The following is a 23,042-nucleotide window of genomic DNA, read 5'->3' as shown; positions in this document are numbered from 1 at the left end:
CCGGTCCCGTTACAGGGTGGTGTGACGGCGGTTCGTGGCGCTCGTGTATGAATCGCTAATGTTGCAACCTGTAAGACTATTTTACTTTTGCAACCAATCTTCAGCTGCATTTGACCGCCAATTCATTCGGCAATCCCAGCGGTCATGGGCCTGACGGGCCATATCGAACGGGATCAAAAAACAGGATCGTCTCCCCCAAGACAGGCGGTCTGACAAAAGAAACGTTCCAAGACGGTAGGTTATGAAAATTAAATTTGTTGTTGTTAGCGCCCTTGTCGGCGCGATGAGTTCGTTTGGCCTGAATCCGGCACTGAGTGCCCCATCCACTGAACCGACCAACCTCGCAGCTCTCCTCAAGGCACGCCAGCAGAACAAGTCTGCCGAGGCGGAAAAGCCAGCCACAGCGCCAAAGAAGGCATCGGTCGTCAGCCGCCGTGCGGCTCCGGCCACAAAGGGGTCTGCTGGCAAGCGTTCGCAGTCGAAAGACACGACCGCCCGTAACGCCAAGGGCGGCGCCTATTCCAGCATCATCAACCGTTATGCATCGACCTATGGCGTGCCTTCCGCACTGGCCCATGCGGTTGTTCGTCACGAGAGCAATTTCCAGCCGAATGTGCGCGGCAAAGCCGGTGAAATCGGCCTGATGCAGATCAAGCTCTCGACCGCCCGCAGCCTCGGCTACACGGGTTCCGCCAAGGGCCTCTACGAGCCGTCCACGAACATCCAGTTCGGCATGAAGTATCTTGCCATGGCGCAGAAGCTTGGCGGCGGCAGCACCTGCGGCACGATCCTCAAATACAATGCCGGTCACGGCGCAACGCGCATGAACCCGACCTCTGCCAAGTATTGCAGCTCGGTCAAGGCTTATATGCGCGCGCTCTGATTTGAATGCAGATTTACGTCGGCGGCCGCGTAGAGTACAGGCCGCCTGATGTGAACGGAGAGCCGACAGTGGAGACACTGTCGGCTTTTCTGTTTGGTTGAGTTCAGATTTTTTCCGGAATCCGGTTTCACTGCGGCACTATCGTTGCTATATGCGCGCTGTCAGTCGGTCGGGCAGCCGCGCCTGTCATATGCCGAAAGGCGGCAGGTGAGGAAAGTCCGGGCTCCAAGGAAACACGATGCCGGGTAACGCCCGGCGGGGGCGACCCCAGGGAAAGTGCCACAGAAAGCAGACCGCCCCGTCTTCCGTACCGTTGCATGAAGAAACGGCAGGGATGACGGGGTAAGGGTGAAAGGGTGGGGTAAGAGCCCACCGCGTCTGCAGCAATGCAGATGGCACGGTAAACCCCATCGGGAGCAAAACCGAATAGGGACGGCGCGTCGGTCCGCAAGGGCCGACAATCGGTTTCCGGATCAGCCGTCCGGGTGGGTTGCACGAGGCGGGTGGCGACATCCGTCCCAGATGAATGGCTGCCACGTCGGGCGCAAGCCCGGCCATACAGAACCCGGCTTACAGACCGGCTGACATTTTTTCTCAAGAAACGGTTTCGATATTTGAGCGCAAGAAACGGATAGTTGCGTTGCGAGCGAGCCTCTAATTGGGACCTCCCGAAATCATGGCACGAAATCATGGAGGTTCATTATGACCAGCTTGAAAGACAAGGTTGCAATCATCACCGGCGCATCGTCCGGTATAGGACGTGCAACGGCGTTGCTCTTTGCCAGGGAAGGCGCGTCGCTCGTGCTGAATGCTCGCGGGTCTGCCGGTCTCGAACGTGTTGCGGAGGAAATTGCAGCGTTCGGCGGGAAGGCGCATTGTGTCGCCGGTGACGTTTCGAGCGCGCAAACCCATTTGGAACTTGTCGCGGCAGCGAAGGATAAATTCGGCGGCCTCGATATCGCAGTCAACAATGCCGGAACGGTCGGCCCCATCGCGCCACTTGCTGAAATCGCGCCTGACGATTGGCAAACGGTCCTGTCAGGAAATCTGACCTCCGCATTTCTGGGAGCGAGATCGCAAATCCCGCTGATGCTCGAGCGGGGCGGCGGTTCTATCGTCTTCACCTCCACATTTGTCGGTACGAGCGTCGGCATTCCCGGCATGTCGGTTTACGGAACCTCAAAGGCCGCCCTGATGGGGATGGTCAAGGGCATCACCGCCGATTACGGGGCTCGCGGTATCCGGGCGAATGCGCTTCTGCCGGGCGGTGTCGATACGCCTATGGGTGGAGATGAGAAACAGAAGGAATGGGCGGCTGGTCTTCATGCCCTGAAGCGGATCGCCCAGCCTGAAGAGATTGCGCAGGCCGCGCTGTTTCTGGCAGGCCCGATGTCCAGTTTCGTTGCGGGTTCAGCACTTTATGCCGATGGCGGCAATGCCGCGGTGAAGTAAAAAAATGGGTGGTTCCGGCATATGGAACCACCCGCTCAAACGACTTGGGGGGCCTTTTAGATGGGTACACCCGTCAGAAAATCATAGATGAGCTTCACGTTCAGGACGACGATGATTGCAGCGGTGATAGCGGCAAGCAAGGTTACCCAGCGCGGCGCGACCAGTGATCCCATCTTCTTTTTCTCCGCCGTGAATATGACGAGCGGAATGACGGCAAAGGGGAGCTGAAGGCTCAACACGACCTGAGACAGAATCAGAAGCTCGGTCGTTCCCTGAGAACCATACATGATCGTCACCACAGCGGCCGGAACGATGGCCACGAAGCGGGTGATAGCACGGCGCAGCCATGGTTTCAGACGAATGTCGATAAAACCTTCCATGACGATCTGCCCGGCCATGGTCGCGGTAATGGTCGAGTTCAGTCCGCAACACAGAAGCGCAATCGCAAAGAGCGTCGGCGCGAGAGCCGAGCCAAGCAGCGGGTTCAGCAGGGCATGGGCCTTGTCCAGATCTTCCACAGCAGTATTGCCGGTGGCGTTAAAGCTTGCCGCCGCCAGGATCAGGATCGACGCGTTGACCATAAGTGCGAAAGTAAGGGCAATCGTGGAATCCCACGTCGCAAAGCGGATGGCTTCGCGCTTTTCAGGGGTCGTATGGCCGTAATCGCGTGTCTGGATGATGCCCGAATGCAGATAGAGATTATGCGGCATGACCGTCGCGCCGATGATGCCAAGCGCAATATAGAGCATGTCCGGGTTGCGGATGATTTCGGTCGTTGGCGCAAAGCCCTTGATGACTTCGCCCCATTGCGGCTGCGCCATCAAAATCTGAATGAGGAAACACAGCGCGATCACGCCCAGAAGCGTGATGATAAGCGCCTCGACGCGGCGGAATCCCTTGTTCTGGAGATAGAGAACCAGAAGCACATCAGCGGCGGTGATGATGACACCGATTTCGAGCGGAATGCCGAAGAGCAGGTTGAGGCCGATTGCCGTGCCGATGACTTCAGCAAGATCGGTGGCGCAGATTGCGAGTTCGGCCAGAAGCCAGAGCGGCCATGCAAGAAAACGCGGATAGGCATCGCGGCACGCCTGCGCCAGATCGCGCCCCGTTGCGACGGCAAGGCGGGTGCAGAGCGCCTGCAGGAGCACGGCCATCAAGTTGGATAGCAGGACGACGGATAGCAATGTGTAGCCGAAGCGGGAGCCGCCAGCCAGCGAGGTTGCCCAGTTGCCGGGGTCCATATAGCCAACGGCTACCAGATAGCCGGGTCCGAAAAAGGAAAGTGCGCGGCGGAACTTCGAACCGGAGCGATTGACTCTGATAGAGCGGTGGACATCCGACATGGATGCCTCGCCGCGATCCCGCCGCCAGCCTTCAAATGTTACTTCACCAGCGCCGGAGGGTCCTGCTCCATGGGGTACCATAATCAATGCCTTGGGTGCTTATGCAGTTGCAAACTATTTGCATTAAATAAGGGCGCATGCGTCAAGTGTCAACCGGGAAGAACAGGGGAATAGGGGAATAGGGGAATAGGGGAATAGGGGAATAGGGGAATAGGGGAATAGGGGAATAGGGTGCGAAGCGGATGTGGATAAGGCAAGCAAAATATTTGTCATGCCGAAAAATAATGATCCTCTTCCCTTACTCCCTTACTCCCTTACTCCCTTACTCCCTTACTCCCTTACTCCCTTACTCCCTTACTCCCTTACTCCCTTACTCCCTTACTCCCGTCCAAAGGATAACGCTTCATTAAGCTTAATATCCGATAACTGACGAACGAATCCGTCATGCCCCTAAGTTGACGGCAAATGGGCGGAATCCAAAGGCAACACTCAGGCATGTCTCCCGAAAGCGGGAACCGGTTTTGGACAAAGACATGCGTGAAAACAAAAGATTGAAGCGCAACGCGCTTTAGATGACGGGCCGCGTACCCGGGAAAGGATCGGAATGATGGCAAGCCTCGGCGGAGACAATTCTCAAGCCGGTGGGGCTGAAGTCCGTCACGTTCCGGTGCTGATCGCCGAAGTGATCGACGCCCTGAAGCCTGTCGCTGGCGCGGTGATCGTCGATGGGACATTCGGCGCCGGTGGCTATACGCGCCGCATACTCGAAGCAGGCGCGGACGTGATCGCGATCGACCGCGATCCGACCGCAATCGAAGCCGGGCGGGCGATGGAAAAGCAGTTTCCCGGCAGGCTCAACCTGGTCGAGTCGCGGTTCTCTGCGCTGGATGAAGCAGTCTCGACAGTCAAGGGAGTGGGCAGCAAGGTGGACGGCGTCGTGCTCGATATTGGCGTTTCATCGATGCAGATCGACGAAGCCGAGCGCGGCTTTTCCTTCCAGAAGGACGGTCCGCTTGACATGCGCATGTCGAAAAGCGGGCCAAGTGCTGCCGATGTGGTTAACCGGCTCAAGACAGGCGATCTGGCTCGCATCTTCAATTTTCTGGGCGAGGAACGCCATGCGGGCCGCATAGCGCGCATGATCGACAAGCGCCGAACGGCGCAGCCTTTCACGCGCACGCTCGATCTTGCCAATGCCATTGAAACGCTGGTGGGGCGCAATCCGAAGGATCGCATTCATCCGGCGACGCGGGTTTTTCAGGCATTGCGCGTCTATGTGAACGATGAGCTGGGAGAACTGGCGCGGGCGCTGCTTGCTGCCGAACGCATCCTGAAACCGGGCGGACGGCTGGTTGTCGTGACCTTCCATTCGCTCGAAGACCGCATGGTGAAGCGCTATTTCGCGGACCGGGCGGGCGGGAGTGCCGGATCGCGCCATATGCCGGAAACGCATGTCCGTCGCCCGAGCTTTACGCCAGCGGTCAAGGGCGCGGTGGGCCCCACGGCTGAGGAAGAAGAACGAAACCCGCGTGCGCGCTCAGCGAAGCTGCGTGCCGGAATAAGGACGGAAAATCCGCCACTGGAAGACGATTTATCGCTTTTCGGGCTGCCCAAACTGCCTGAGACGAACGAACTGGCCCGGAGTTGAACGAGTGCTGCGTACTTTCGACATCATCATGATAGCGGCGATGCTGGTGGCGGCGACCGTCACCTACACGATCAAATATGACGCGGAAAAACAGATCGCGGTCATCGCCAAGCTGAAGCGGCAGATCGATTCCGAGAAGGACACGATCACGCTTCTGCGCGCCGACTGGGCATTGATGACCCAGCCCGGTCGCCTGCAAAGCCTCGTTGGTGTCTATGAAAAGGAACTCAATCTCAAGCCGATCGAAGCAGAACAGCTTGTGCTGGGCGTCAACGAAATTCCGGAACGTCCGATCGACGATATTCAGAAGATCATCTCCGGCAGCGACGAACTGCTGGCAAGCGGCGTGCTGGAAAAGGATGCCGTCACGACCGGCAGCGTCAAGAAAAGCGGGGCGAGGCACTGATCATGCGGCTGAGACCTTTCAGAAAAAAGAACATGCAAGCAGGTAACGGCATTGAGCCGGCTGGCGATGAAAAGCTGGCCGGCAACATGGCGTTTGTCGGCTCACGCAAGAAGCACGGCAACCGCGCCCGCAATCGCCTCTGGATGGCGATGGCCTGCTTTGTCGGCATCTACGGTGTCATGGGCGGAAAGCTCATCTATTTCGGTGTCATCGGCGGTGAAAACGAGGAGAGTGCAGGTCCGGCCGTCCAGCAGTTGGCCTCGCGGCCCGATATTCTCGACCGCAACGGCGAAATTCTCGCGACCGACATCAAGACGGCCTCGCTTTATGCCGAACCGCGCAAGATCGTCGATCCTGACGAAACCATCGAAATGCTTTCGACGGTGCTGCCGGATCTCGACTGGGAAGCGACGTACAAGCGCCTGAAAAGCGGGGCGGGCTTCGTGTGGATCAAGCGCGGACTGACGCCTCGCCAGCAGAGCCAGATCATGGCGCTCGGCGTGCCGGGCATCGGCTTCCGCACGGAAAAGCGCCGCTTCTATCCGGGCGGCCCGACCGCTTCCCATATCCTCGGTCTCGTCAATGTCGATAATCAGGGCATTGCGGGCATGGAAAAATATATCGACAGTCAGGGCCTGACCGACCTGCGTTCTGTCGGTCTTGCGACCGGACAGTCGCTGGAGCCGGTGCGCCTGTCGATCGATATTCGCGTGCAGCACATCATGCGCGACGTTCTGGTCAATGCCATGGAACGCTACCGGGCGATTGCTGCCGGTGCCGTGGTGCTGAACGTCAAGACCGGCGAAGTGATCGCCATGGCCTCGGTGCCGGATTTCGACCCCAACAATCCGGTCCATGCGCTGGACAAGGATCGCCTGAACCGCATGTCGGCGGGTACCTATGAAATGGGCTCGACCATCAAGAGCTTTACCACGGCGATGGCGCTCGATTCCGGCAAGTTCAACCTGAATTCGCGGCTTGATGCGTCGCGTCCGCTCGTGTTTGGCCGTCAGACCATCCGTGACTTCCACGGAAAGGGCCGTGTGCTTACGCTGCCGGAAGTGTTCATCTTCTCCTCCAACATCGGTTCGGGCCGCGAGGCCGATGCCGTGGGTATCGAAGGCCACCGGGCATTCCTGAAGAAAATTGGGCTTCTCGACCGCTTGCAGACGGAACTGCCGGAAGTGGCGCGCCCCGTCGAGCCGCGCGTGTGGAAGAAGGTCCATTCGATGACCATTTCGTTCGGTCATGGAATGATGACGACGCCGTTGCAGACGGCGGTTGGCGCCTCGGCGCTGATGAATGGCGGCAAGCTGATGCCGCCGACATTCCTGATGCGCACGCAGGCCGAGGCCGATCAGGTGGCCAAGCAGATCATCCATCCACAGGTTTCTGCCGACATGCGTTATCTCTACCGCCTCAATGCGACCGCGCCCGGTGGCTCCGGCAAGCGCGCCACGGTTCCGGGCTATCGCGTCGGCGGCAAGACCGGCACCGCGGAAAAAGTGGTGCACGGCCGCTACTCGAAAGATGTGCGCTTCAATGCATTTCTCGCGTCATTTCCGATGGATGACCCGACCTATGTCGTGCTGACCATCATCGATGAACCAAAGCCGGAGGAAGGCAAGTTCAGCGCAACCGCGGGTCTCAATGCTGCGCCAATGGTTTCGGAGATCATCCGCCGGTCTGCATCGTTCCTCGGGGTGAAGCCTGATTTCCAGCTCGAAGCCCAGCCAGCAATGGTTAGCAATTTAAGCGGCAGGCCCGATTTTCAACAGGAAGTGCCGCCAGCAATGGTTTCCAACGAATACGACTGATTCGCATAAAACAGCCTTTGCAGCGTTACGCGCACAACTGAATCTGGATTTGGTATGACCATGAAACTGAAGGAAATCGCACTTTTCAAGGAACTGGCCTCCGGCAATGTCGGTGAGGTGGAGATCACCGGTGTCACGTCGGATTCCCGCAAGGTCGAACGCGGTTTTCTCTTCGCAGCTTTGAAGGGTGTGAAAGCCGATGGCGCGGCTTTTGCCGCCGATGCCATCAAGCGCGGCGCCAGCGCCGTCGTCGCGAGCAAGGATACGGTCATCGCCGACGCAGGCGTACCGATCCTCCATGTCGACGATCCGCGCCTTGCACTTGCAGTTGCGGCAGCGCAGTTCTATGGCAAGCAGCCGCAGGTCATGGTTGCGGTCACCGGCACCAGCGGCAAGACTTCCGTTGCGTCCTTCACCCGTCAGATCTGGGCTTATGCCGGTTTTCCCGCCGCCAATATAGGCACGACCGGCGTCTTCTCGCCCACGCGCAGCGATTACAATTCGCTGACCACACCCGATCCGGTGGAACTGCATCGTGTGCTGGCCGAACTTGCCGACGAAGGCGTGACCCACGCGGCCATGGAAGCTTCGTCGCACGGTCTCGACCAGCGCCGTCTGGACGGGGTCAAGCTCGCAGCCGGCGCCTTCACCAATCTCGGTCGCGACCATATGGATTATCACGCGACCATCGACGAATATCTTGGCGCGAAGATGCGCCTCTTCAACACGCTTTTGCCGAAGGGCGCGCCAGCCATCATCTTCTCCGACGATCATTTCTCGGCCCAGGCTATCGAAGCGGCGACGCTTGCCGGTTGCGACGTGAAGACGGTTGGACGGAAGGGCAATTTCATTGCGCTCAAGCGTGTCGAGCATGAACGTTTCCGCCAGCATGTGGAAGTGCGCATCGGTGACGAGATTTTCGAGATCGAACTGCCGCTCGCCGGAGACTTTCAGGTCGCGAATGCATTGGTTGCCGCAGGGCTTGCCATGGTTACGGGCGTTCCGGCTGCAGCTGCAATGCGCGCACTGGCGCTCCTGAAAGGTGCGCCGGGACGGCTCGACCTCGTCGGCGCGACGGAAGATGGCGCACCGGCCTATGTCGATTATGCCCATAAGCCGGAAGCGCTGGAAAATGTCCTGACTTCGGTGCGCCCGTTCACGACGGGCCGGGTCATTGTGGTTTTTGGCTGCGGCGGTGACCGTGACAAGGGCAAGCGTCCGATCATGGGCGAAATCGCCTCGCGACTGGCCGATGTGACCATCGTTACGGACGACAACCCACGTTCGGAGGTTCCGGCCCAGATACGCTCGGAAATCATGGCGGCGGCACCGGGTGCAACCGAAATTGGCGATCGCCGTGAGGCAATCTTCACCGCCGTGTCGATGATGCAGCCGGGCGATACGCTGGTCGTTGCAGGCAAGGGACATGAAGAGGGGCAGATCGTCGGCAATATCACCTTGCCGTTCTCGGATCATGCGGAAGTTGCGGCAGCGCTGGCTGCCCGTCTTGAGGAGCGCTCGGAATGAGTGACTGGCTCTGGAAATCCGACGATATGGTCGAAGCCATGGAAGGCAGGCCCTTCGGCAACCTTCCTGCCGGCATAACCGGTATCTCTATCGACAGCCGCTCGCTGAAGCCGGGCGAGGCATTCTTCGCCATCAAGGGCGAGCAATTCGACGGCCATGATTTCGTCACCGCTGCCATGGCTGCCGGTGCCGGCCTGATCGTGGTGGCGGAACACCGTCTGCCTGCTTTCGGCAATTCCAAGGTGCCGATGATCGTGGTCGAGGACGTGCTTGAAGCCCTGACCAAGCTTGGCATTGCCTCGCGCGCACGCTCAAAAGCGCAGATCATCGCGGTCACGGGTTCCGTCGGCAAGACGACGACCAAGGAAGCATTGCGCCATGTGCTTTCGGAAGTCGGCAAGGTTCATGCTTCGGTGGCTTCGTTCAACAATCACTGGGGCGTGCCGCTGACCCTTGCGCGCATGCCTGCCGATACGGATTATGGCGTCTTTGAAATCGGCATGAACCATCATGACGAAATCCGCCCGTTGGTGAAGATGGTGCGCCCGCATGTGGCGCTGATTACGCTGATCGCTCCCGCGCATCTTGGTCATTTTGCCAATCTGGAAGAAATCGCCGTCGCCAAGGCGGAGATTTTCGAAGGCATTGTCCCGGGCGGTTATGCACTCCTCAACCGCGACGACAAACGCTTCAAGCAACTGGAAGAACTGGCTGAGAAGGCAGGCGTCGAGCATATCGTCACATTTGGCGAGAATGCCCGTTCGGACTACCGTCTGCGCGAGGTGAAGCTTCATCCTACCTGTTCCTGCATGACGGTGAAGGCGGGCGCGCATGAAGCTGCGGTCAAGGTCGGCATGCCGGGCCGTCATATCGCGCAGAATATGCTCGCCGTTCTCGGCGCGGCCGATCTGGTCGGTGCGGATATTGCCAAGGTGATGATGGCAATGGCAACGCTTTCCGCCGAAGGTGGTCGCGGCGCGCGCCATGTGCTGCAGCACCCCGAAGGCACGTTCACGCTCATCGACGAAAGCTATAACGCCAATCCGACCTCGATGCGCGCGGCTCTGTCGCTCTTGCATTCGACGACACCGGAAGCGCGTGGCCGCCGCATTGCGGTGCTGGGCGACATGCTTGAGCTTGGCCGTCAATCGGGCAAGCTCCATGCCGATCTGGCGCGTCCGATCGTGGATGCCGAAGTGAACGCGCTTTTTATCGGTGGACCGGACATGTCGGCGCTTAAAAATGCCTTGCCGGTTGAAATTCATACCGAGTACAGGCAGAGCACCGACGAATTGTTGCCGCTGGTGATCAAGGCGGTCCGTCCGGGCGATGTCATCATGGTGAAATCGTCGAAGGGGATCGGTTTTTCCAAAATCGTCAAGGCGCTGATCAGCCAGTTTCCGCCGGTCGAACCGGCGGAATAAGCGGTATTTGAGGGATTTTTCTCTACATGTTGATGCTTCTCACCTTCTTCGCCGAACATATGACACCGCTCAATGTGTTCCGCTACATTACTTTCCGCACCGGCGGCGCGATGATCACATCGGCGCTGATCGTGTTTCTGTTCGGCCCGTCGATCATCAATTCGCTGCGGGTACGTCAGGGGAAAGGCCAGCCGATCCGCGCCGACGGCCCACAGACCCATTTCAAGAAAGCCGGTACGCCCACCATGGGCGGGCTGATGATCATGACCGGCATTCTTGTGTCGTGCCTGCTCTGGGCCAATCTCTCCAGCGTCTATGTCTGGGTCGTGCTGCTGGTTACGGTGGGTTTCGGCGCAATCGGCTTCTATGACGATTATCTCAAGGTGACGAAGCAGTCCGACAAGGGCTTTTCCGGCAAGGCGCGTCTTGGCATCGAATTCCTGATCGCCGCCGCCGCCGCTTTCATCATCATGCGGGCAGGGCAGGAGCCGTTCTCGTCTTCGCTGACATTCCCATTCGCCAAGCAGTTCGTCGTCAATCTGAGCTGGTTCTTCATTCCGTTCGCTGCCTTCGTCATGGTTGGCGCTGGCAATGCCGTGAACCTGACCGATGGTCTCGACGGGCTTGCAATCGTGCCGGTCATGGTGGCCGCAGCCTCTTTCGGTTTCATCGCCTATCTGTCCGGTAACGCGATCTTCGCCGACTATCTGCAAATCCATTTCGTGCCCGGCACGGGTGAGCTTGCCGTCGTCCTCGGCGCCGTCATCGGCGCGGGCCTCGGCTTTCTCTGGTTCAACGCGCCGCCCGCCGCAATCTTCATGGGCGACACGGGTTCGCTGGCTTTGGGCGGCATGCTCGGCACGGTCGCCGTTGCGACAAAGCATGAAATCGTTCTCGCCATTATCGGCGGCCTGTTCGTGATGGAAGCGCTTTCCGTCATCATTCAGGTCGGTTCCTTCAAGCTGACCGGCAAGCGCGTCTTCCTGATGGCGCCGATCCACCACCATTTTGAAAAGAAGGGCTGGACCGAGAGCCAGGTCGTGATCCGCTTCTGGATTGTTGCGATCATCCTTGCGATGATCGGCCTTTCCACCCTCAAGCTCCGGTAAAGTGCCATGATCCCGATCACCGCCCTCAAGGACAAGACAGTCGCCCTTTTCGGACTGGGCGGGTCGGGCATTGCGACCGCCAAGGCCATTCTTGCAGGCGGCGCAAAGATTATTGCCTGGGACGACAATCCCGACAGCGTTGCCCGTGCCCAGAGCGCGGGCATTGCCACGGGCGACCTGCGGCAGGCGGACTGGTCGCAGTTTGCGGCTTTCGTGCTTTCGCCGGGCGTTCCGCTAACCCATCCAAAGCCGCACTGGACCGTCGATCTGGCCCATGCCGCAGGTGTCGAGATCATCGGCGATGTGGAATTGTTCGTCCGCGAGCGCAACCACATTGCTCCCGATTGCCCGCTCATTGCCATTACAGGCACCAATGGCAAGTCGACGACGACCGCCCTGATCGCCCATGTCCTCAAGGCTTCCGGCCGGGATATGCAGCTTGGCGGCAATATCGGCACGGCAATCCTGACGCTGGAGCCGCCGCAGGCGAACCGCTTTTACGTGGTTGAATGTTCATCATACCAGATTGATCTCGCGCCTTCGCTGAACCCAACCGCAGGCATCCTGCTCAATCTGACGCCGGACCATCTCGACCGTCATGGATCAATGGAAAACTATGCCGCGATCAAGGAACGGCTGGTGGCGGCAAGCGACACGGCGATTGTCGGGGTCGACGATCAATATTGCGAAGCCATTGCCGACCGGCTTTATCGTGACGGCGTCAATGTCGTGCGGATTTCCAAGGAAAAACAACTCGGCAAAGGTTATTTTGCTGACGGTGCGAAACTGTTCTGGTCGCAGGATGGAGAAATCGACGAAATCGCTTCGCTGGAAGGTATCGGCTCGCTGCGCGGCGCGCATAATGCGCAGAATGCGCTTGCGGCGATTGCAGCCTGCCTCTCGGTGGGCTTGAGCCTTGAGGAAATCCACGCCGGTCTGAAGAGCTTTCCGGGCCTCGCTCACCGCATGGAACAGGTCGGACATCGCGGAAAAGTCCTGTTCGTCAACGATTCCAAGGCGACCAATGCGGAAGCGACGGCTCCGGCCTTGTCCTCCTTCCCGCAGAATATCTACTGGATTGCAGGCGGCGTACCGAAGGCAGGCGGGATTGCTTCGCTGGCGGGGTTCTTTCCGCGGATTGCCAAGGCCTATCTGATCGGTGAAGCCGCAGCGCAGTTTGCGGCAACGCTTGGCGATGCGGCGCCGTTCGAGATTTCCGACACGCTTGCAGTCGCCGTTGAACACGCTGCCCGGGATGCCGGCAACGATGCCGCTCCGGAGCCGGTCGTGCTGCTGTCGCCCGCTTGCGCGAGCTTCGACCAGTTCCAGAATTTTGAAAAACGCGGCGATGCATTCCGCAGCGCCGTTCTGGCGCTTCCGGGTGTAACGCCAATAAGAGGGGAAAGCTGATGGTAAGCCGTGTCGATCGCGGTCCTGTCGCCAACTGGTGGTGGACAATAGACCGCTTCTTCCTCGCCGCATGTCTGGCCCTGATGGGGCTTGGCATTCTGCTGTCATTCGCCGCAAGTCCCGCCGTTGCGTCGCGCATCGGGCTGGACAGTTTTCATTTCGTCGAGCGCCAGATTTTCTTCATGCTTCCGGCGGTCGCCGTCATGATCGGCGTGTCGTTTCTCTCGCCGCGTCAGATCAGGCGCTTTGCGCTTATCCTGCTCGGCATCGCGCTGGTACTGATGGTTGCCGCTTTGTTTTTCGGCATCGAAGTGAAGGGTGCGCGGCGCTGGGTCAATCTGGCGGGTATCTCCATCCAGCCATCGGAATTCATGAAACCGGCTTTTGTGGTGGTTTGCGCCTGGCTGTTTTCGGAACGAGAACGCGGTGGGGAAATGCCTGGCAATTTTCTTGCCATGCTGCTCTTCGGCACCGTTGCGGCTCTGCTCGTCCTCCAGCCTGACCTTGGCCAGACAATGCTGACCACCGGCACATGGGGTGCCATGTTCTTCCTCGCCGGCCTGCCGATGTTCTGGATCATGGTTCTTGGCGGTCTTGCGGTTTGCGGCGGTGTTTCCGCCTATTTCATGTTCGATCACGTCGCAGGGCGTATCAACCGGTTCATGACGGGCGAGGGCGACACGTTCCAGGTCGATGCGGGTCGCGAGGCAATCCTGCGCGGCGGCTGGTTCGGGCAGGGGCCAGGCGAAGGCACCGTGAAGCGCATCATCCCGGACAGTCACACCGATTTCATTTTCTCGGTCGCTGCGGAAGAATACGGCATCATCCTGTGCATGATCATCCTGCTGCTGTTTGCGTTCATCGTCGTGCGCGGTGTTTCCATCGCACTGCGCGAGCGCGATGCGTTTACGCGTCTTGCCGTCTCGGGGATTGTCATCCTGTTCGGTTTCCAGTCGATCATCAACATGGCGGTGAACCTGCATCTCATGCCTGCAAAGGGCATGACCCTGCCGTTCATCTCCTATGGCGGCTCGTCGCTGGTGGCAATTGCCATCACAATGGGCATCCTGCTGGCGCTCACCCGTCGCCGCCCGGAAGCGCGTATGACGCATACGGTTGGGCATATTGGTTCAAATCGGGGCGAACGCATTCCTGCGCTGTGAGGGGTCGATGGGTAAGGGTGTTATCGTATTGGCCGCCGGGGGAACGGGCGGCCATCTTTTTCCGGCAGAAGCGCTGGCGCATGAATTGAAGGCGCGCGGCTGGGACGTTCATCTTGCAACGGATGCGCGCGCGCAGCGTTTCGCGGGCGCCTTCGCGGAAGACCATGTTCATGTCATTCGCTCGGCGACGATTGCGGGCCGCAATCCGATAGCACTCCTGAAGACGTTCTGGTCGCTATGGCAGGGCAATCTCGATTCCCGCAAATTGTTTCGCGGGCTGAAGCCAAAACTCGTTGCAGGCTTTGGCGGCTATCCGACGCTGCCGCCGCTTTACGCGGCGAGCAACATGAACATTCCGACCATGGTCCATGAGCAGAACGCCGTCATGGGCCGTGCCAACAAGGGCCTTGCAGGTCGCGTGAAAGCTATTGCGGGCGGCTTTTTGCCTGAAACGGGCGGAGTACATGCCGAAAAGACAGTCGCGACGGGCAACCCGGTGCGTCCGCCTGTGCTCGTCGCAGCCGGGACGCCGTACAGGCCGGTCAAGGCGGATGAACGGTTCCGTCTGCTTGTCTTTGGCGGCAGCCAGGGCGCGCAGTTCTTTTCGACCGCCATTCCTGCGGCCGTAGCCTTGCTGCCGGAGAAAGACCGGGCGCGGTTGCTGATCACCCAGCAGTCCCGCAAGGAAGACGAAGCCGCCGTGCGGGACGCCTACAAGAAGCTTGGCATTCCGGCGGACGTCGCGCCGTTCTTCAACGACATGCCGGCACGCATGGCCGATGCCCAGTTCGTGATTTCACGTTCCGGGGCTTCGACCGTTTCCGAGATCACTGTCATTGGTCGCCCGGCCATGCTGGTGCCGTTCCCGCATGCGCTGGATCACGATCAGGCAGCGAATGCGGCAGCACTGGCCGCCGTTGGCGGCGGCGAGGTCGTTCGCCAGTCGGAATTGTCGCCGGAACGGCTGGCAGAGATACTCCAGGCCGCGATGAATGAGCCACAGCGCCTCGAAACTATGGCAAGAGCTGCAAAAAGCGTTGGCAAGCCGGACGCTGCGCGGTTGCTTGCCGATCTGGCAGAGGCTATTGCAGCGGGTAAATCTGTTCAGGAATTCAAAGAAGGAAACCGGCCATGAAAATGCCGCTGAATATCGGGCTTGTCCATTTCATCGGAATTGGCGGCATCGGCATGAGTGGTATTGCCGAAGTGCTGCATAATCTGGGCTACAAGGTTCAGGGTTCGGACCAGTCCGACAGCGCCAATGTGCAGCGCCTGCGCGAAAAGGGCATTGAGGTTTTTGTCGGCCACAAGGCTGAAAATATCGGTGATGCCGAAGTCGTCGTTGTTTCTACGGCGATCAAGAAGAACAATCCCGAACTGGTTGCCGCACGCGAAAAGCTGCTGCCTATCGTGCGCCGCGCGGAAATGCTGGCCGAACTGATGCGCTTCCGTCATGCGGTCGCGATTGGCGGAACGCATGGCAAGACCACCACGACCTCAATGGTCGCGGCATTGCTCGACGCCGGGCATCTCGATCCGACCGTCATCAATGGCGGCATCATCAACGCCTATGGCACCAATGCCCGCATGGGCGATGGCGACTGGATGGTGGTGGAAGCCGACGAAAGCGACGGCACCTTCCTGAAGCTGCCAGCCGATATTGCGGTTGTCACCAATATCGACCCGGAACATCTCGACCATTACGGCAATTTCGATGCCGTGCGCGCTGCATTCCGCCAGTTCGTCGAGAATGTACCCTTCTATGGTTTCGGCGTGATGTGCCTCGATCATCCGGAAGTGCAGGCTCTGGTGAGCCGCATCGAGGATCGCCGCATCATCACTTACGGTCAGAACCCGCAGGCGGAAGTGCGTTTCGTCAATCACCGCATGGACGGTGCTGCGAGCCTGTTCGACGTCTTGATCCGCTCGCGCAAGGGCGAGGCGACCGAGATCAAGGATCTGCGCCTGCCGATGCCGGGCCAGCACAACGTATCCAACGCGACGGCGGCAATCGCCGTTGCGCACGAACTCGGTATCTCCGCCGAAGATATTCGTCGCGGTCTCGGTTCTTTCGGCGGTGTGAAGCGCCGCTTCACCCATACCGGCACATGGAACGGCGTCGAGATATTCGACGATTACGGCCATCACCCGGTTGAAATCCGCGCGGTCCTGAAAGCTGCGCGTGAAGCCGCCAAAGGCCGTGTTATCGCCATCGTGCAGCCGCACCGTTTTACGCGTCTGGCAAGCCTGTTTGACGAATTCGCGGCATGTTTCAACGATGCCGATACGGTCATCGTGGCGCCGGTCTATACGGCAGGCGAAGACCCGATCGAAGGCGTCAATTCCGAGGCGCTCGTATCGCGCATCAAGACCGCAGGTCATCGCGATGCGCGATATGCCAGCGGCGCGGAAGCGCTGGCGCCATTGGTCGCCTCGATTGCGGAGCCGGGTGACTTTGTGGTGTGCCTCGGTGCAGGCAATATCACCCAATGGGCCTACGCACTGCCGAAAGAACTGGCTGAACAGGGCAAGAAGTAAGATGGAAAGCGGCGAGACGCTTCTGAAGAAGCTCGATGGCAAGCTGTCGGGCCTGCGTGGCCGGCTGACAGCCGATGCCGGCATGGACAAGATAACCTGGTTCCGCGCTGGCGGACCGGCGCAGGTCCTGTTCCAGCCTGCCGACGAGGAAGACCTTTCCGTGTTTCTGAGGGCGGTGCCTGAAGAGATACCGATCCTGGTCGTCGGTATCGGCTCCAACCTGTTGGTGCGCGATGGCGGCGTTCCCGGTTTTGTCGTGCGGCTCTCGGCCAAGGGCTTTGGCGAAGTCGAACAGGTTTCCGACACGCAATTGCGGGCAGGGGCGGCAACGCCTGACAAGCGTGTGGCTGCGGCGGCACTGGAGGCGGGGCTGGCCGGATTTCATTTCTACCATGGCATCCCCGGCGGCATTGGCGGCGCTTTGCGCATGAATGCGGGCGCGAACGGCGTGGAAACGCGCGAGCGCGTCGTGGAAGTGCGCGCGCTTGATCGCAAGGGCGAGGTGCAGGTGCTTTCCAATGCGGATATGGGCTACGCTTACCGGCATTCCTCGGCTTCGCCGGACCTGATTTTTACCTCTGTCCTGTTTGAGGGGATTGCGGGCGAGCGCGACGCGATCCGGCAGGCCATGGACGAGGTGCAGCATCACCGCGAGACGGTGCAGCCGGTGCGCGAAAAGACAGGCGGTTCGACCTTCAAGAATCCGGAAGGCACGTCGGCCTGGAAGGAAATCGACAAGGCGGGCTGCCGCGGCCTGCGCGTCGGCGGTGCCCAGATGTCGGAAATGCACTGCAATTTCATGATCAATACCGGCACCGCAACGGGGCACGATCTGGAGACTTTGGGCGAAACGGTTCGCGCCAGAGTTTTTGAAAATTCGGGCATTCGCCTTCATTGGGAAATCAAACGTCTCGGTTTGTTCCGCGAGGGCGAGCCGGTTGAAGAGTTTCTTGGAAAATTTTGATAAAAAAGTTGCCCGGATTTTCTACCTGATATTCCGGGCTTTTTTGCCTTCGCAAGCGATGCGTAAGGTTCGTCCCTTTCTATAGGGTCTTGTCACGGAATCAATCCTCTGATTCTTTAGGGTTAACCACACAGTGATTTGATTCGGCAGGATTTTCCTGCCGCGGGTACCTGCGGCCTGTGCTGCTGGGTTGCTCGGATTCTGTTTAATTGATGCGCAGGGGATTGCGCAGAGGGGATGCTAACATGACGGGAAAGCACGTTGCCGTTTTGATGGGCGGTTTCTCTTCGGAGCGTCCTGTCAGTCTTTCTTCCGGCGAGGCTTGCGCAAAGACCCTTGAAGAATGCGGCTATCGCGTGACGCGCGTTGACGTGGGTCGCAATGTTGCCAGCGTTCTTACCGAGCTGAAGCCCGATGTTGTTTTCAATGCTCTGCATGGCCCTTTCGGTGAGGATGGCGCTATTCAGGGTGTTCTGGAATATCTTCAGATTCCCTACACGCATTCGGGCGTGCTTGCTTCGGCGCTCGCCATGGACAAGGATCGCGCCAAGAAGGTTGCTGCCGCTGCCGGTGTTGCTGTCGCTCCCTCGCTTCTGCTCAATCGTTTCGAGATCGGCGCCGAGCATCCGATGAAGCCGCCTTACGTGGTCAAGCCGGTGCGCGAGGGGTCGAGCTTTGGGGTTGTGATCGTCAAGGAAGATCAGGCTCATCCGCCGCAAATCATCAGCTCTGCCGAGTGGAACTATGGCGCCGAGGTGCTGGTCGAAAAATACATTCCCGGTCGGGAGTTGACCTGCGCGGTGATGGGCGATCGCGTCATGGACGTGTGCGAGATCATTCCTGTCGGGCATCAGTTCTATGATTATGATTCAAAATATGTTGCAGGTGCATCAACTCACGTGTGCCCGGCAAAAATTTTACCAAATATTTACCAAAAAATACAAACAATGGCCCTTACGGCGCATCGGGCAATCGGGTGTCGGGGCGTAAGCCGGTCAGACTTCCGTTTCGATGATCGTTTCTCCGAAGATGGCGAAGTTATCTGGCTGGAAATCAATACCCAGCCGGGGATGACTCCTACCTCGCTCGTGCCTGATATCGCCAGAGCGGCTGGTATCTCTTTCGGTGAATTGTTGAGTTGGATGGTGGAGGACGCGTCTTGTTTGCGTTGAACGGAAAATCGGACGGATACGGGCGCTCGGGCTCGATGCGGGATGCATCGGGTGCGATGGGTGCCGCTTTTGTCCTGCCGCGCTTCCTGCGCAAGCCGTTCCGCTTTGCTGTCCGTCTGTTTCAGGGCAATGTCAACATTCCACGTCATGCCGGTACTGTCGGCATGCTGGGCTTCCTAGGTGCAACCGGTCTTTATGGCATGGCTGTTGGCGGTCATACGCCCGAGGTCATCAAGGCAACTGCATCCACGCTTGGTTTCGCAATTGAGGATGTGAAGGTTGTCGGCAACAACGAGACCTCCGACATCGATATTCTGGGCCAGCTTGATCTCGACGGCGAAACGTCCCTGGTCGGTCTGAGCGCCGAAGAGGCGCGCCAGTCCATCGACAAGCTGCCGTGGATTGAAAGTGCGGAAGTCCGCAAGGTTTATCCCGGCACCGTTCTTGTCTCGCTGCGCGAGCGCAAGGCGTTCGCCATCTGGCAGAACGACAAGGACCTGTCGTTGATCGACGCTGCGGGCGATACCATCGTTCCATTCCGTCCGGGCCGTTACAATTCGCTGCCGCTCGTAGTGGGCGAGGGTGCGGAAAAGAAGGTCAAGGGTTTCGTCGATGAAATCGCCGCCTATCCGGCGCTGGCCGGAAAGGTTCGTGCTTACGTCCGCGTCGGCGACCGTCGCTGGGACCTGCTTCTGGATAATGGCGTGCGCATCATGCTGCCGGAAACCGATCCGCTGAAGGCGCTGGCACATGTCGAGAAGCTCGATCAGGAGCAGCACCTGCTGTCGCGCGATATCGCTGCGGTCGATCTTCGTCTCGAAGACCGCGTGACGGTGCAGCTGACGGCAAGCGGCATGGAGCAGCGTCAGAAATTTCTGGCTGAGCGTAAGAAAGAACTATCCCGCACGGGGAAACGCGTATGAGTATTCTGGGCGGCAAGGGGACATCACAAGGCGGAACTGCAGGGCGCAAGGTGCGCCTGTTAACGGTTCTGGATGTCGGATCGAGCAAGGTTTCCTGCGTCATCGCACGGTTGCGTCCGCATGAGGGCGGCGCCCTGCTGCCGGGCCGCACGCACCGTATGGAAGTGCTGGGCATTGGCCATCAGCGTTCGCGGGGCGTCAAGTCGGGTGTCATCATCGATCTGGACGCGGCCGAACAGTCGATCCGTCTTGCGGTCGACGCTGCAGAGCGCATGGCCGGGCTGACGGTCGATAGCCTGATCGTCAATATTTCCGCTGGCCGCCTCAAGAGCGAAACCTTTACGGCTAGCGTCAATCTGGGCGGCCATGAAGTCGAGCAGACCGATATTCGCCGCGTTCTGGCGGCTGGCGCAAAGCAGGCGCTTGCCGCTGAACGTCACCTCGTTCATTCGCTGCCTGTCGGCTACACCCTCGATGGCGAGCGTGGCATTCGCGATCCGCTCGGAATGCTCGGCGACAGCCTTGGCGTCGACATGCATGTGCTGACGGCTGATGCCGCGCCGCTGCGCAATCTGGAGCTTTGCATCAATCGCTGCCATCTGTCGGTGGAAGCCATCGTTGCAACGCCTTATGCCAGCGGTCTTGCGGCTCTGGTCGGCGATGAAGCTGAAATGGGCGCGGCCTGCATCGATATGGGCGGCGGCACGACGACAATTTCCGTCTTCTCTGAAGGCAAATTCATTCACGCCGATGCGGTTGCTATCGGCGGCACGCACGTCACGATGGATGTGGCGCGGGGCTTTTCCACCCGTATGGAAGACGCCGAACGCCTCAAGGTCATGTATGGCTCGGCTCTGCCAAGTGCAGCCGATGACCGCGACCTCATCTCGGTTCCGCCGATCGGCGACGATGAGCGTGATGTACCCAATCAATATCCGCGCTCGGTACTGACGCGGATTATCCGTGCGAGAGTGGAAGAGACACTGGAACTGGTGCGCGACAGGCTCAACCAGTCGGGCCTCGGACATATCGTCGGCAAGCGCGTGGTTCTGACGGGTGGCGCAAGCCAGCTGCCGGGAATGCCGGAGGCTGCCAGACGAATCCTTGCAAGAAATGTACGAATCGGGCGTCCTCTAGGAATAGCGGGATTGCCTGAGGCGGCTAAGGGGGCGGCTTTCGCCGCGACCGTTGGACTTCTGATTTACCCGCAGGTGGCCGGGATAGAAGAACGGTCGGTGAAAGCGGCTTCCTCCGGTCTGATGACCGGTACGGGTGGGCGCATTCAACGTGTCAGCCAATGGCTGAAAGAGAGTTTCTGAGTAGCAAGTATTGTGTAAGCTGTTGAAATAGCGTGTTGAATTAGCGTGTCGACTTATTGGGGCGTGACCATCTGGGTAACAACCAATCCACACCGCGGCGGCGAAGCGGTGGTAAGGCTTAAGAGGAACAAGGACCTATGACTATCAATCTGCAAAAGCCGGATATCACCGAGCTGAAGCCCCGCATCACCGTATTCGGTGTCGGCGGCGGCGGCGGCAATGCGGTCAACAACATGATCAATGCCGGCTTGCGCGGCGTGGATTTTGTCGTGGCCAACACCGACGCTCAGGCTTTGACGATGTCGAAGTCCGAACGCATGATCCAGCTCGGCGCTGCCGTTACAGAGGGTCTTGGCGCTGGTTCCCAGCCAGAGGTTGGCCGTGCGGCTGCTGAAGAATGCATCGACGAGATCGTCGATCACCTGAACGGCACGCATATGTGCTTCGTGACCGCAGGCATGGGCGGCGGCACCGGCACCGGTGCAGCTCCGGTCGTGGCGCGTGCTGCCCGCGAACGCGGTATCCTCACCGTTGGCGTCGTGACCAAGCCTTTCCATTTCGAAGGCGCCCGCCGCATGAAGACCGCCGATCTCGGCATCGAAGAACTGCAGAAGAATGTCGATACGCTCATCGTCATTCCGAACCAGAACCTCTTCCGCATCGCCAATGACAAGACCACCTTCGCCGATGCTTTCGCAATGGCTGACCAGGTGCTCTATTCGGGCGTTGCCTGCATCACCGATCTGATGGTCAAGGAAGGCCTGATCAACCTCGACTTTGCTGACGTTCGCTCGGTAATGCGCGAAATGGGCAAGGCCATGATGGGCACGGGTGAAGCTTCCGGCGAGGGCCGTGCAATGGCTGCTGCCGAAGCTGCAATCGCCAACCCGCTGCTCGACGAAACCTCGATGCGCGGCGCGAAGGGCCTCCTGATCTCGATCACCGGCGGCCGCGACATGACCCTGTTCGAAGTCGACGAAGCCGCGACGCGTATTCGCGAAGAAGTCGATCCGGATGCGAACATCATTCTTGGCGCAACCTTCGACGAAGGCCTTGAAGGTGTCATCCGCGTTTCTGTCGTCGCTACCGGTATCGATAAGCAGTTAGGAGACGCGGCGCCTGCGCCGCTGGAATTTCGCCAGCCGGTAAAGCAGACCGCACAGGCCAAGCCGATGGCTCCGCATGGCGCACTTCGTCCTCCGGTCGTTGAACAGCCGCGTCAGGTCGATCCGATTGCGCAGGCGATCCAGTCCGCCGAAGCTGAAATTCCAGCCGCGCCGGCAGCCCCTGCCGCTTCTGCCGAACCGGAATTCCGTCCGCAGAGCCGCATCTTCCAGGCTCCGGCACCGGAATCCTTCGAACGCGCTCCGGTCGCTCGTGCACCGATGCCGCAGGCTCCGGCAGCCCATCAGGCAGCGCAGGCCGTGCAGCCGCAGGCCTACCAGCAGCCGCAGATGCATGAACAGCCGGTTCGTGAACCGCGTCCTGCTCCGCGCATGCCGGCCGTTTCGGATTTCCCGCCGGTCGCACAGGCTGAAATCAATGCCCGCCGTGCTTCCCAGCAGCCGGTACAGGAAGAGCCGCGCGGCACCAAGGGTCTGCTCAACCGCCTCATGAGCGGTCTGTCGCGCCGCGAGGACGATCAGCCTGCAGCCCGCCTGGAACCGGCGCAGCACCGTGAGCCGGGCATGCGTCCGGCTGAACGCCGCGCTCCGCAGCAGGACTCGTCTATCTACGCACCGCGTCGCGGCCAGCTTGACGATCAGGGCCGCCCGCAGCCGCGTGCAGCTTCGGAAGAAGATCAGCTCGAAATCCCGGCCTTCCTGCGCCGCCAGTCGAACTGAGCCATTTCGGACAATGAATTTGAAAGCCGCGGGTAATTCCGCGGCTTTTCATTTCTGTAAACAGAAACAGCATGTTCGTAAGAAAGCGTGATTTTGT

The 23,042-nt window shown here is 59.4% G+C and carries 18 protein-coding genes and 1 other RNA gene; 18 read left to right on the top strand and 1 reads right to left on the bottom strand.

Annotated features, from left to right (window positions below; genetic code table 11):
• Nucleotides 1–241: 241 nt before the first annotated feature.
• The 3 genes from J9800_RS08775 to J9800_RS08765 all read left to right on the top strand — a co-directional run bounded on the left by J9800_RS08775 (nucleotide 242) and on the right by J9800_RS08765 (nucleotide 2,335).
• Nucleotides 242–883, top strand: a complete 642-nt coding sequence (locus J9800_RS08775; RefSeq protein WP_114216825.1) for a lytic transglycosylase domain-containing protein — start codon at nucleotides 242–244, stop codon at nucleotides 881–883.
• A gap of 161 nt (nucleotides 884–1,044) precedes the next feature.
• Nucleotides 1,045–1,472, top strand: an RNA gene (gene rnpB / locus J9800_RS08770) — RNase P RNA component class A.
• Between the two features lie 113 nt (nucleotides 1,473–1,585).
• Nucleotides 1,586–2,335: an SDR family oxidoreductase gene (locus tag J9800_RS08765; RefSeq protein ID WP_114216824.1), complete on the top strand. Its 750-nt coding sequence runs from the start codon at nucleotides 1,586–1,588 to the stop codon at nucleotides 2,333–2,335.
• 56 nt (nucleotides 2,336–2,391) lie between these two features.
• Here J9800_RS08765 and J9800_RS08760 read toward each other — a convergent pair whose 3' ends face one another.
• A complete protein-coding gene (locus J9800_RS08760; RefSeq protein ID WP_114216823.1) occupies nucleotides 2,392–3,762 on the bottom strand; it encodes an Nramp family divalent metal transporter in 1,371 nt (456 codons plus the stop codon).
• A gap of 523 nt (nucleotides 3,763–4,285) precedes the next feature.
• Between J9800_RS08760 and rsmH the strand changes: the two genes are divergently transcribed.
• The 15 genes from rsmH to ftsZ all read left to right on the top strand — a co-directional run bounded on the left by rsmH (nucleotide 4,286) and on the right by ftsZ (nucleotide 22,945).
• Nucleotides 4,286–5,329: a 16S rRNA (cytosine(1402)-N(4))-methyltransferase RsmH gene (gene rsmH / locus J9800_RS08755; protein WP_205315973.1), complete on the top strand. Its 1,044-nt coding sequence runs from the start codon at nucleotides 4,286–4,288 to the stop codon at nucleotides 5,327–5,329.
• 4 nt (nucleotides 5,330–5,333) lie between these two features.
• Nucleotides 5,334–5,735, top strand: coding sequence for a cell division protein FtsL (gene ftsL, locus J9800_RS08750; RefSeq protein WP_114216822.1), 402 nt, complete (start codon nucleotides 5,334–5,336; stop codon nucleotides 5,733–5,735).
• Between the two features lie 2 nt (nucleotides 5,736–5,737).
• The gene (locus J9800_RS08745; RefSeq protein ID WP_114216821.1) at nucleotides 5,738–7,552 is read left to right on the top strand and encodes a peptidoglycan D,D-transpeptidase FtsI family protein; all 1,815 of its coding nucleotides are present in this window, start codon (nucleotides 5,738–5,740) and stop codon (nucleotides 7,550–7,552) included.
• A 54-nt stretch (nucleotides 7,553–7,606) separates the two neighbouring features.
• Nucleotides 7,607–9,079: a UDP-N-acetylmuramoyl-L-alanyl-D-glutamate--2,6-diaminopimelate ligase gene (locus J9800_RS08740; RefSeq protein ID WP_114216820.1), complete on the top strand. Its 1,473-nt coding sequence runs from the start codon at nucleotides 7,607–7,609 to the stop codon at nucleotides 9,077–9,079.
• Complete coding sequence (locus tag J9800_RS08735) at nucleotides 9,076–10,503, top strand: UDP-N-acetylmuramoylalanyl-D-glutamyl-2,6-diaminopimelate--D-alanyl-D-alanine ligase (RefSeq protein ID WP_112592574.1); 1,428 nt, start codon at nucleotides 9,076–9,078, stop codon at nucleotides 10,501–10,503. The genes J9800_RS08740 and J9800_RS08735 overlap by 4 nt, the downstream gene beginning before the upstream one ends.
• 26 nt (nucleotides 10,504–10,529) lie before the next feature.
• On the top strand, nucleotides 10,530–11,612 hold the full coding sequence (gene mraY, locus J9800_RS08730; protein WP_112592573.1) for a phospho-N-acetylmuramoyl-pentapeptide-transferase: 1,083 nt from the start codon (nucleotides 10,530–10,532) through the stop codon (nucleotides 11,610–11,612).
• 6 nt (nucleotides 11,613–11,618) lie between these two features.
• Nucleotides 11,619–13,022 (top strand): UDP-N-acetylmuramoyl-L-alanine--D-glutamate ligase, encoded by a 1,404-nt coding sequence (gene murD / locus J9800_RS08725; protein WP_114216818.1) that lies wholly within the window; start codon nucleotides 11,619–11,621, stop codon nucleotides 13,020–13,022.
• Nucleotides 13,022–14,185: a putative lipid II flippase FtsW gene (ftsW, locus tag J9800_RS08720; RefSeq protein ID WP_114216817.1), complete on the top strand. Its 1,164-nt coding sequence runs from the start codon at nucleotides 13,022–13,024 to the stop codon at nucleotides 14,183–14,185. The genes murD and ftsW overlap by 1 nt, the downstream gene beginning before the upstream one ends.
• Before the next feature lie 7 nt (nucleotides 14,186–14,192).
• Nucleotides 14,193–15,320 (top strand): undecaprenyldiphospho-muramoylpentapeptide beta-N-acetylglucosaminyltransferase, encoded by a 1,128-nt coding sequence (gene murG / locus J9800_RS08715; RefSeq protein ID WP_114216816.1) that lies wholly within the window; start codon nucleotides 14,193–14,195, stop codon nucleotides 15,318–15,320.
• Nucleotides 15,317–16,723 (top strand): UDP-N-acetylmuramate--L-alanine ligase, encoded by a 1,407-nt coding sequence (murC, locus tag J9800_RS08710; protein WP_114216815.1) that lies wholly within the window; start codon nucleotides 15,317–15,319, stop codon nucleotides 16,721–16,723. The genes murG and murC overlap by 4 nt, the downstream gene beginning before the upstream one ends.
• Before the next feature lies 1 nt (nucleotide 16,724).
• Complete coding sequence (murB, locus tag J9800_RS08705; protein WP_114216814.1) at nucleotides 16,725–17,687, top strand: UDP-N-acetylmuramate dehydrogenase; 963 nt, start codon at nucleotides 16,725–16,727, stop codon at nucleotides 17,685–17,687.
• A gap of 245 nt (nucleotides 17,688–17,932) precedes the next feature.
• Nucleotides 17,933–18,859, top strand: a complete 927-nt coding sequence (locus J9800_RS08700; protein ID WP_114216813.1) for a D-alanine--D-alanine ligase — start codon at nucleotides 17,933–17,935, stop codon at nucleotides 18,857–18,859.
• Nucleotides 18,847–19,782, top strand: a complete 936-nt coding sequence (locus J9800_RS08695) for a cell division protein FtsQ/DivIB (protein WP_114216812.1) — start codon at nucleotides 18,847–18,849, stop codon at nucleotides 19,780–19,782. The genes J9800_RS08700 and J9800_RS08695 overlap by 13 nt, the downstream gene beginning before the upstream one ends.
• Nucleotides 19,779–21,101, top strand: a complete 1,323-nt coding sequence (gene ftsA, locus J9800_RS08690) for a cell division protein FtsA (protein WP_006467216.1) — start codon at nucleotides 19,779–19,781, stop codon at nucleotides 21,099–21,101. The genes J9800_RS08695 and ftsA overlap by 4 nt, the downstream gene beginning before the upstream one ends.
• A gap of 137 nt (nucleotides 21,102–21,238) precedes the next feature.
• On the top strand, nucleotides 21,239–22,945 hold the full coding sequence (ftsZ, locus tag J9800_RS08685) for a cell division protein FtsZ (protein ID WP_114216811.1): 1,707 nt from the start codon (nucleotides 21,239–21,241) through the stop codon (nucleotides 22,943–22,945).
• The last annotated feature ends 97 nt before the right edge of the window (nucleotides 22,946–23,042 follow it).

It is taken from the genome of Ochrobactrum sp. AP1BH01-1, from assembly GCF_018066705.1.
In the GTDB taxonomy this organism is placed as follows: domain Bacteria; phylum Pseudomonadota; class Alphaproteobacteria; order Rhizobiales; family Rhizobiaceae; genus Brucella.
The sequence above is the reverse complement of the archived record's forward strand: the minus strand, read 5'-3'. Positions and strand labels throughout refer to the sequence as shown.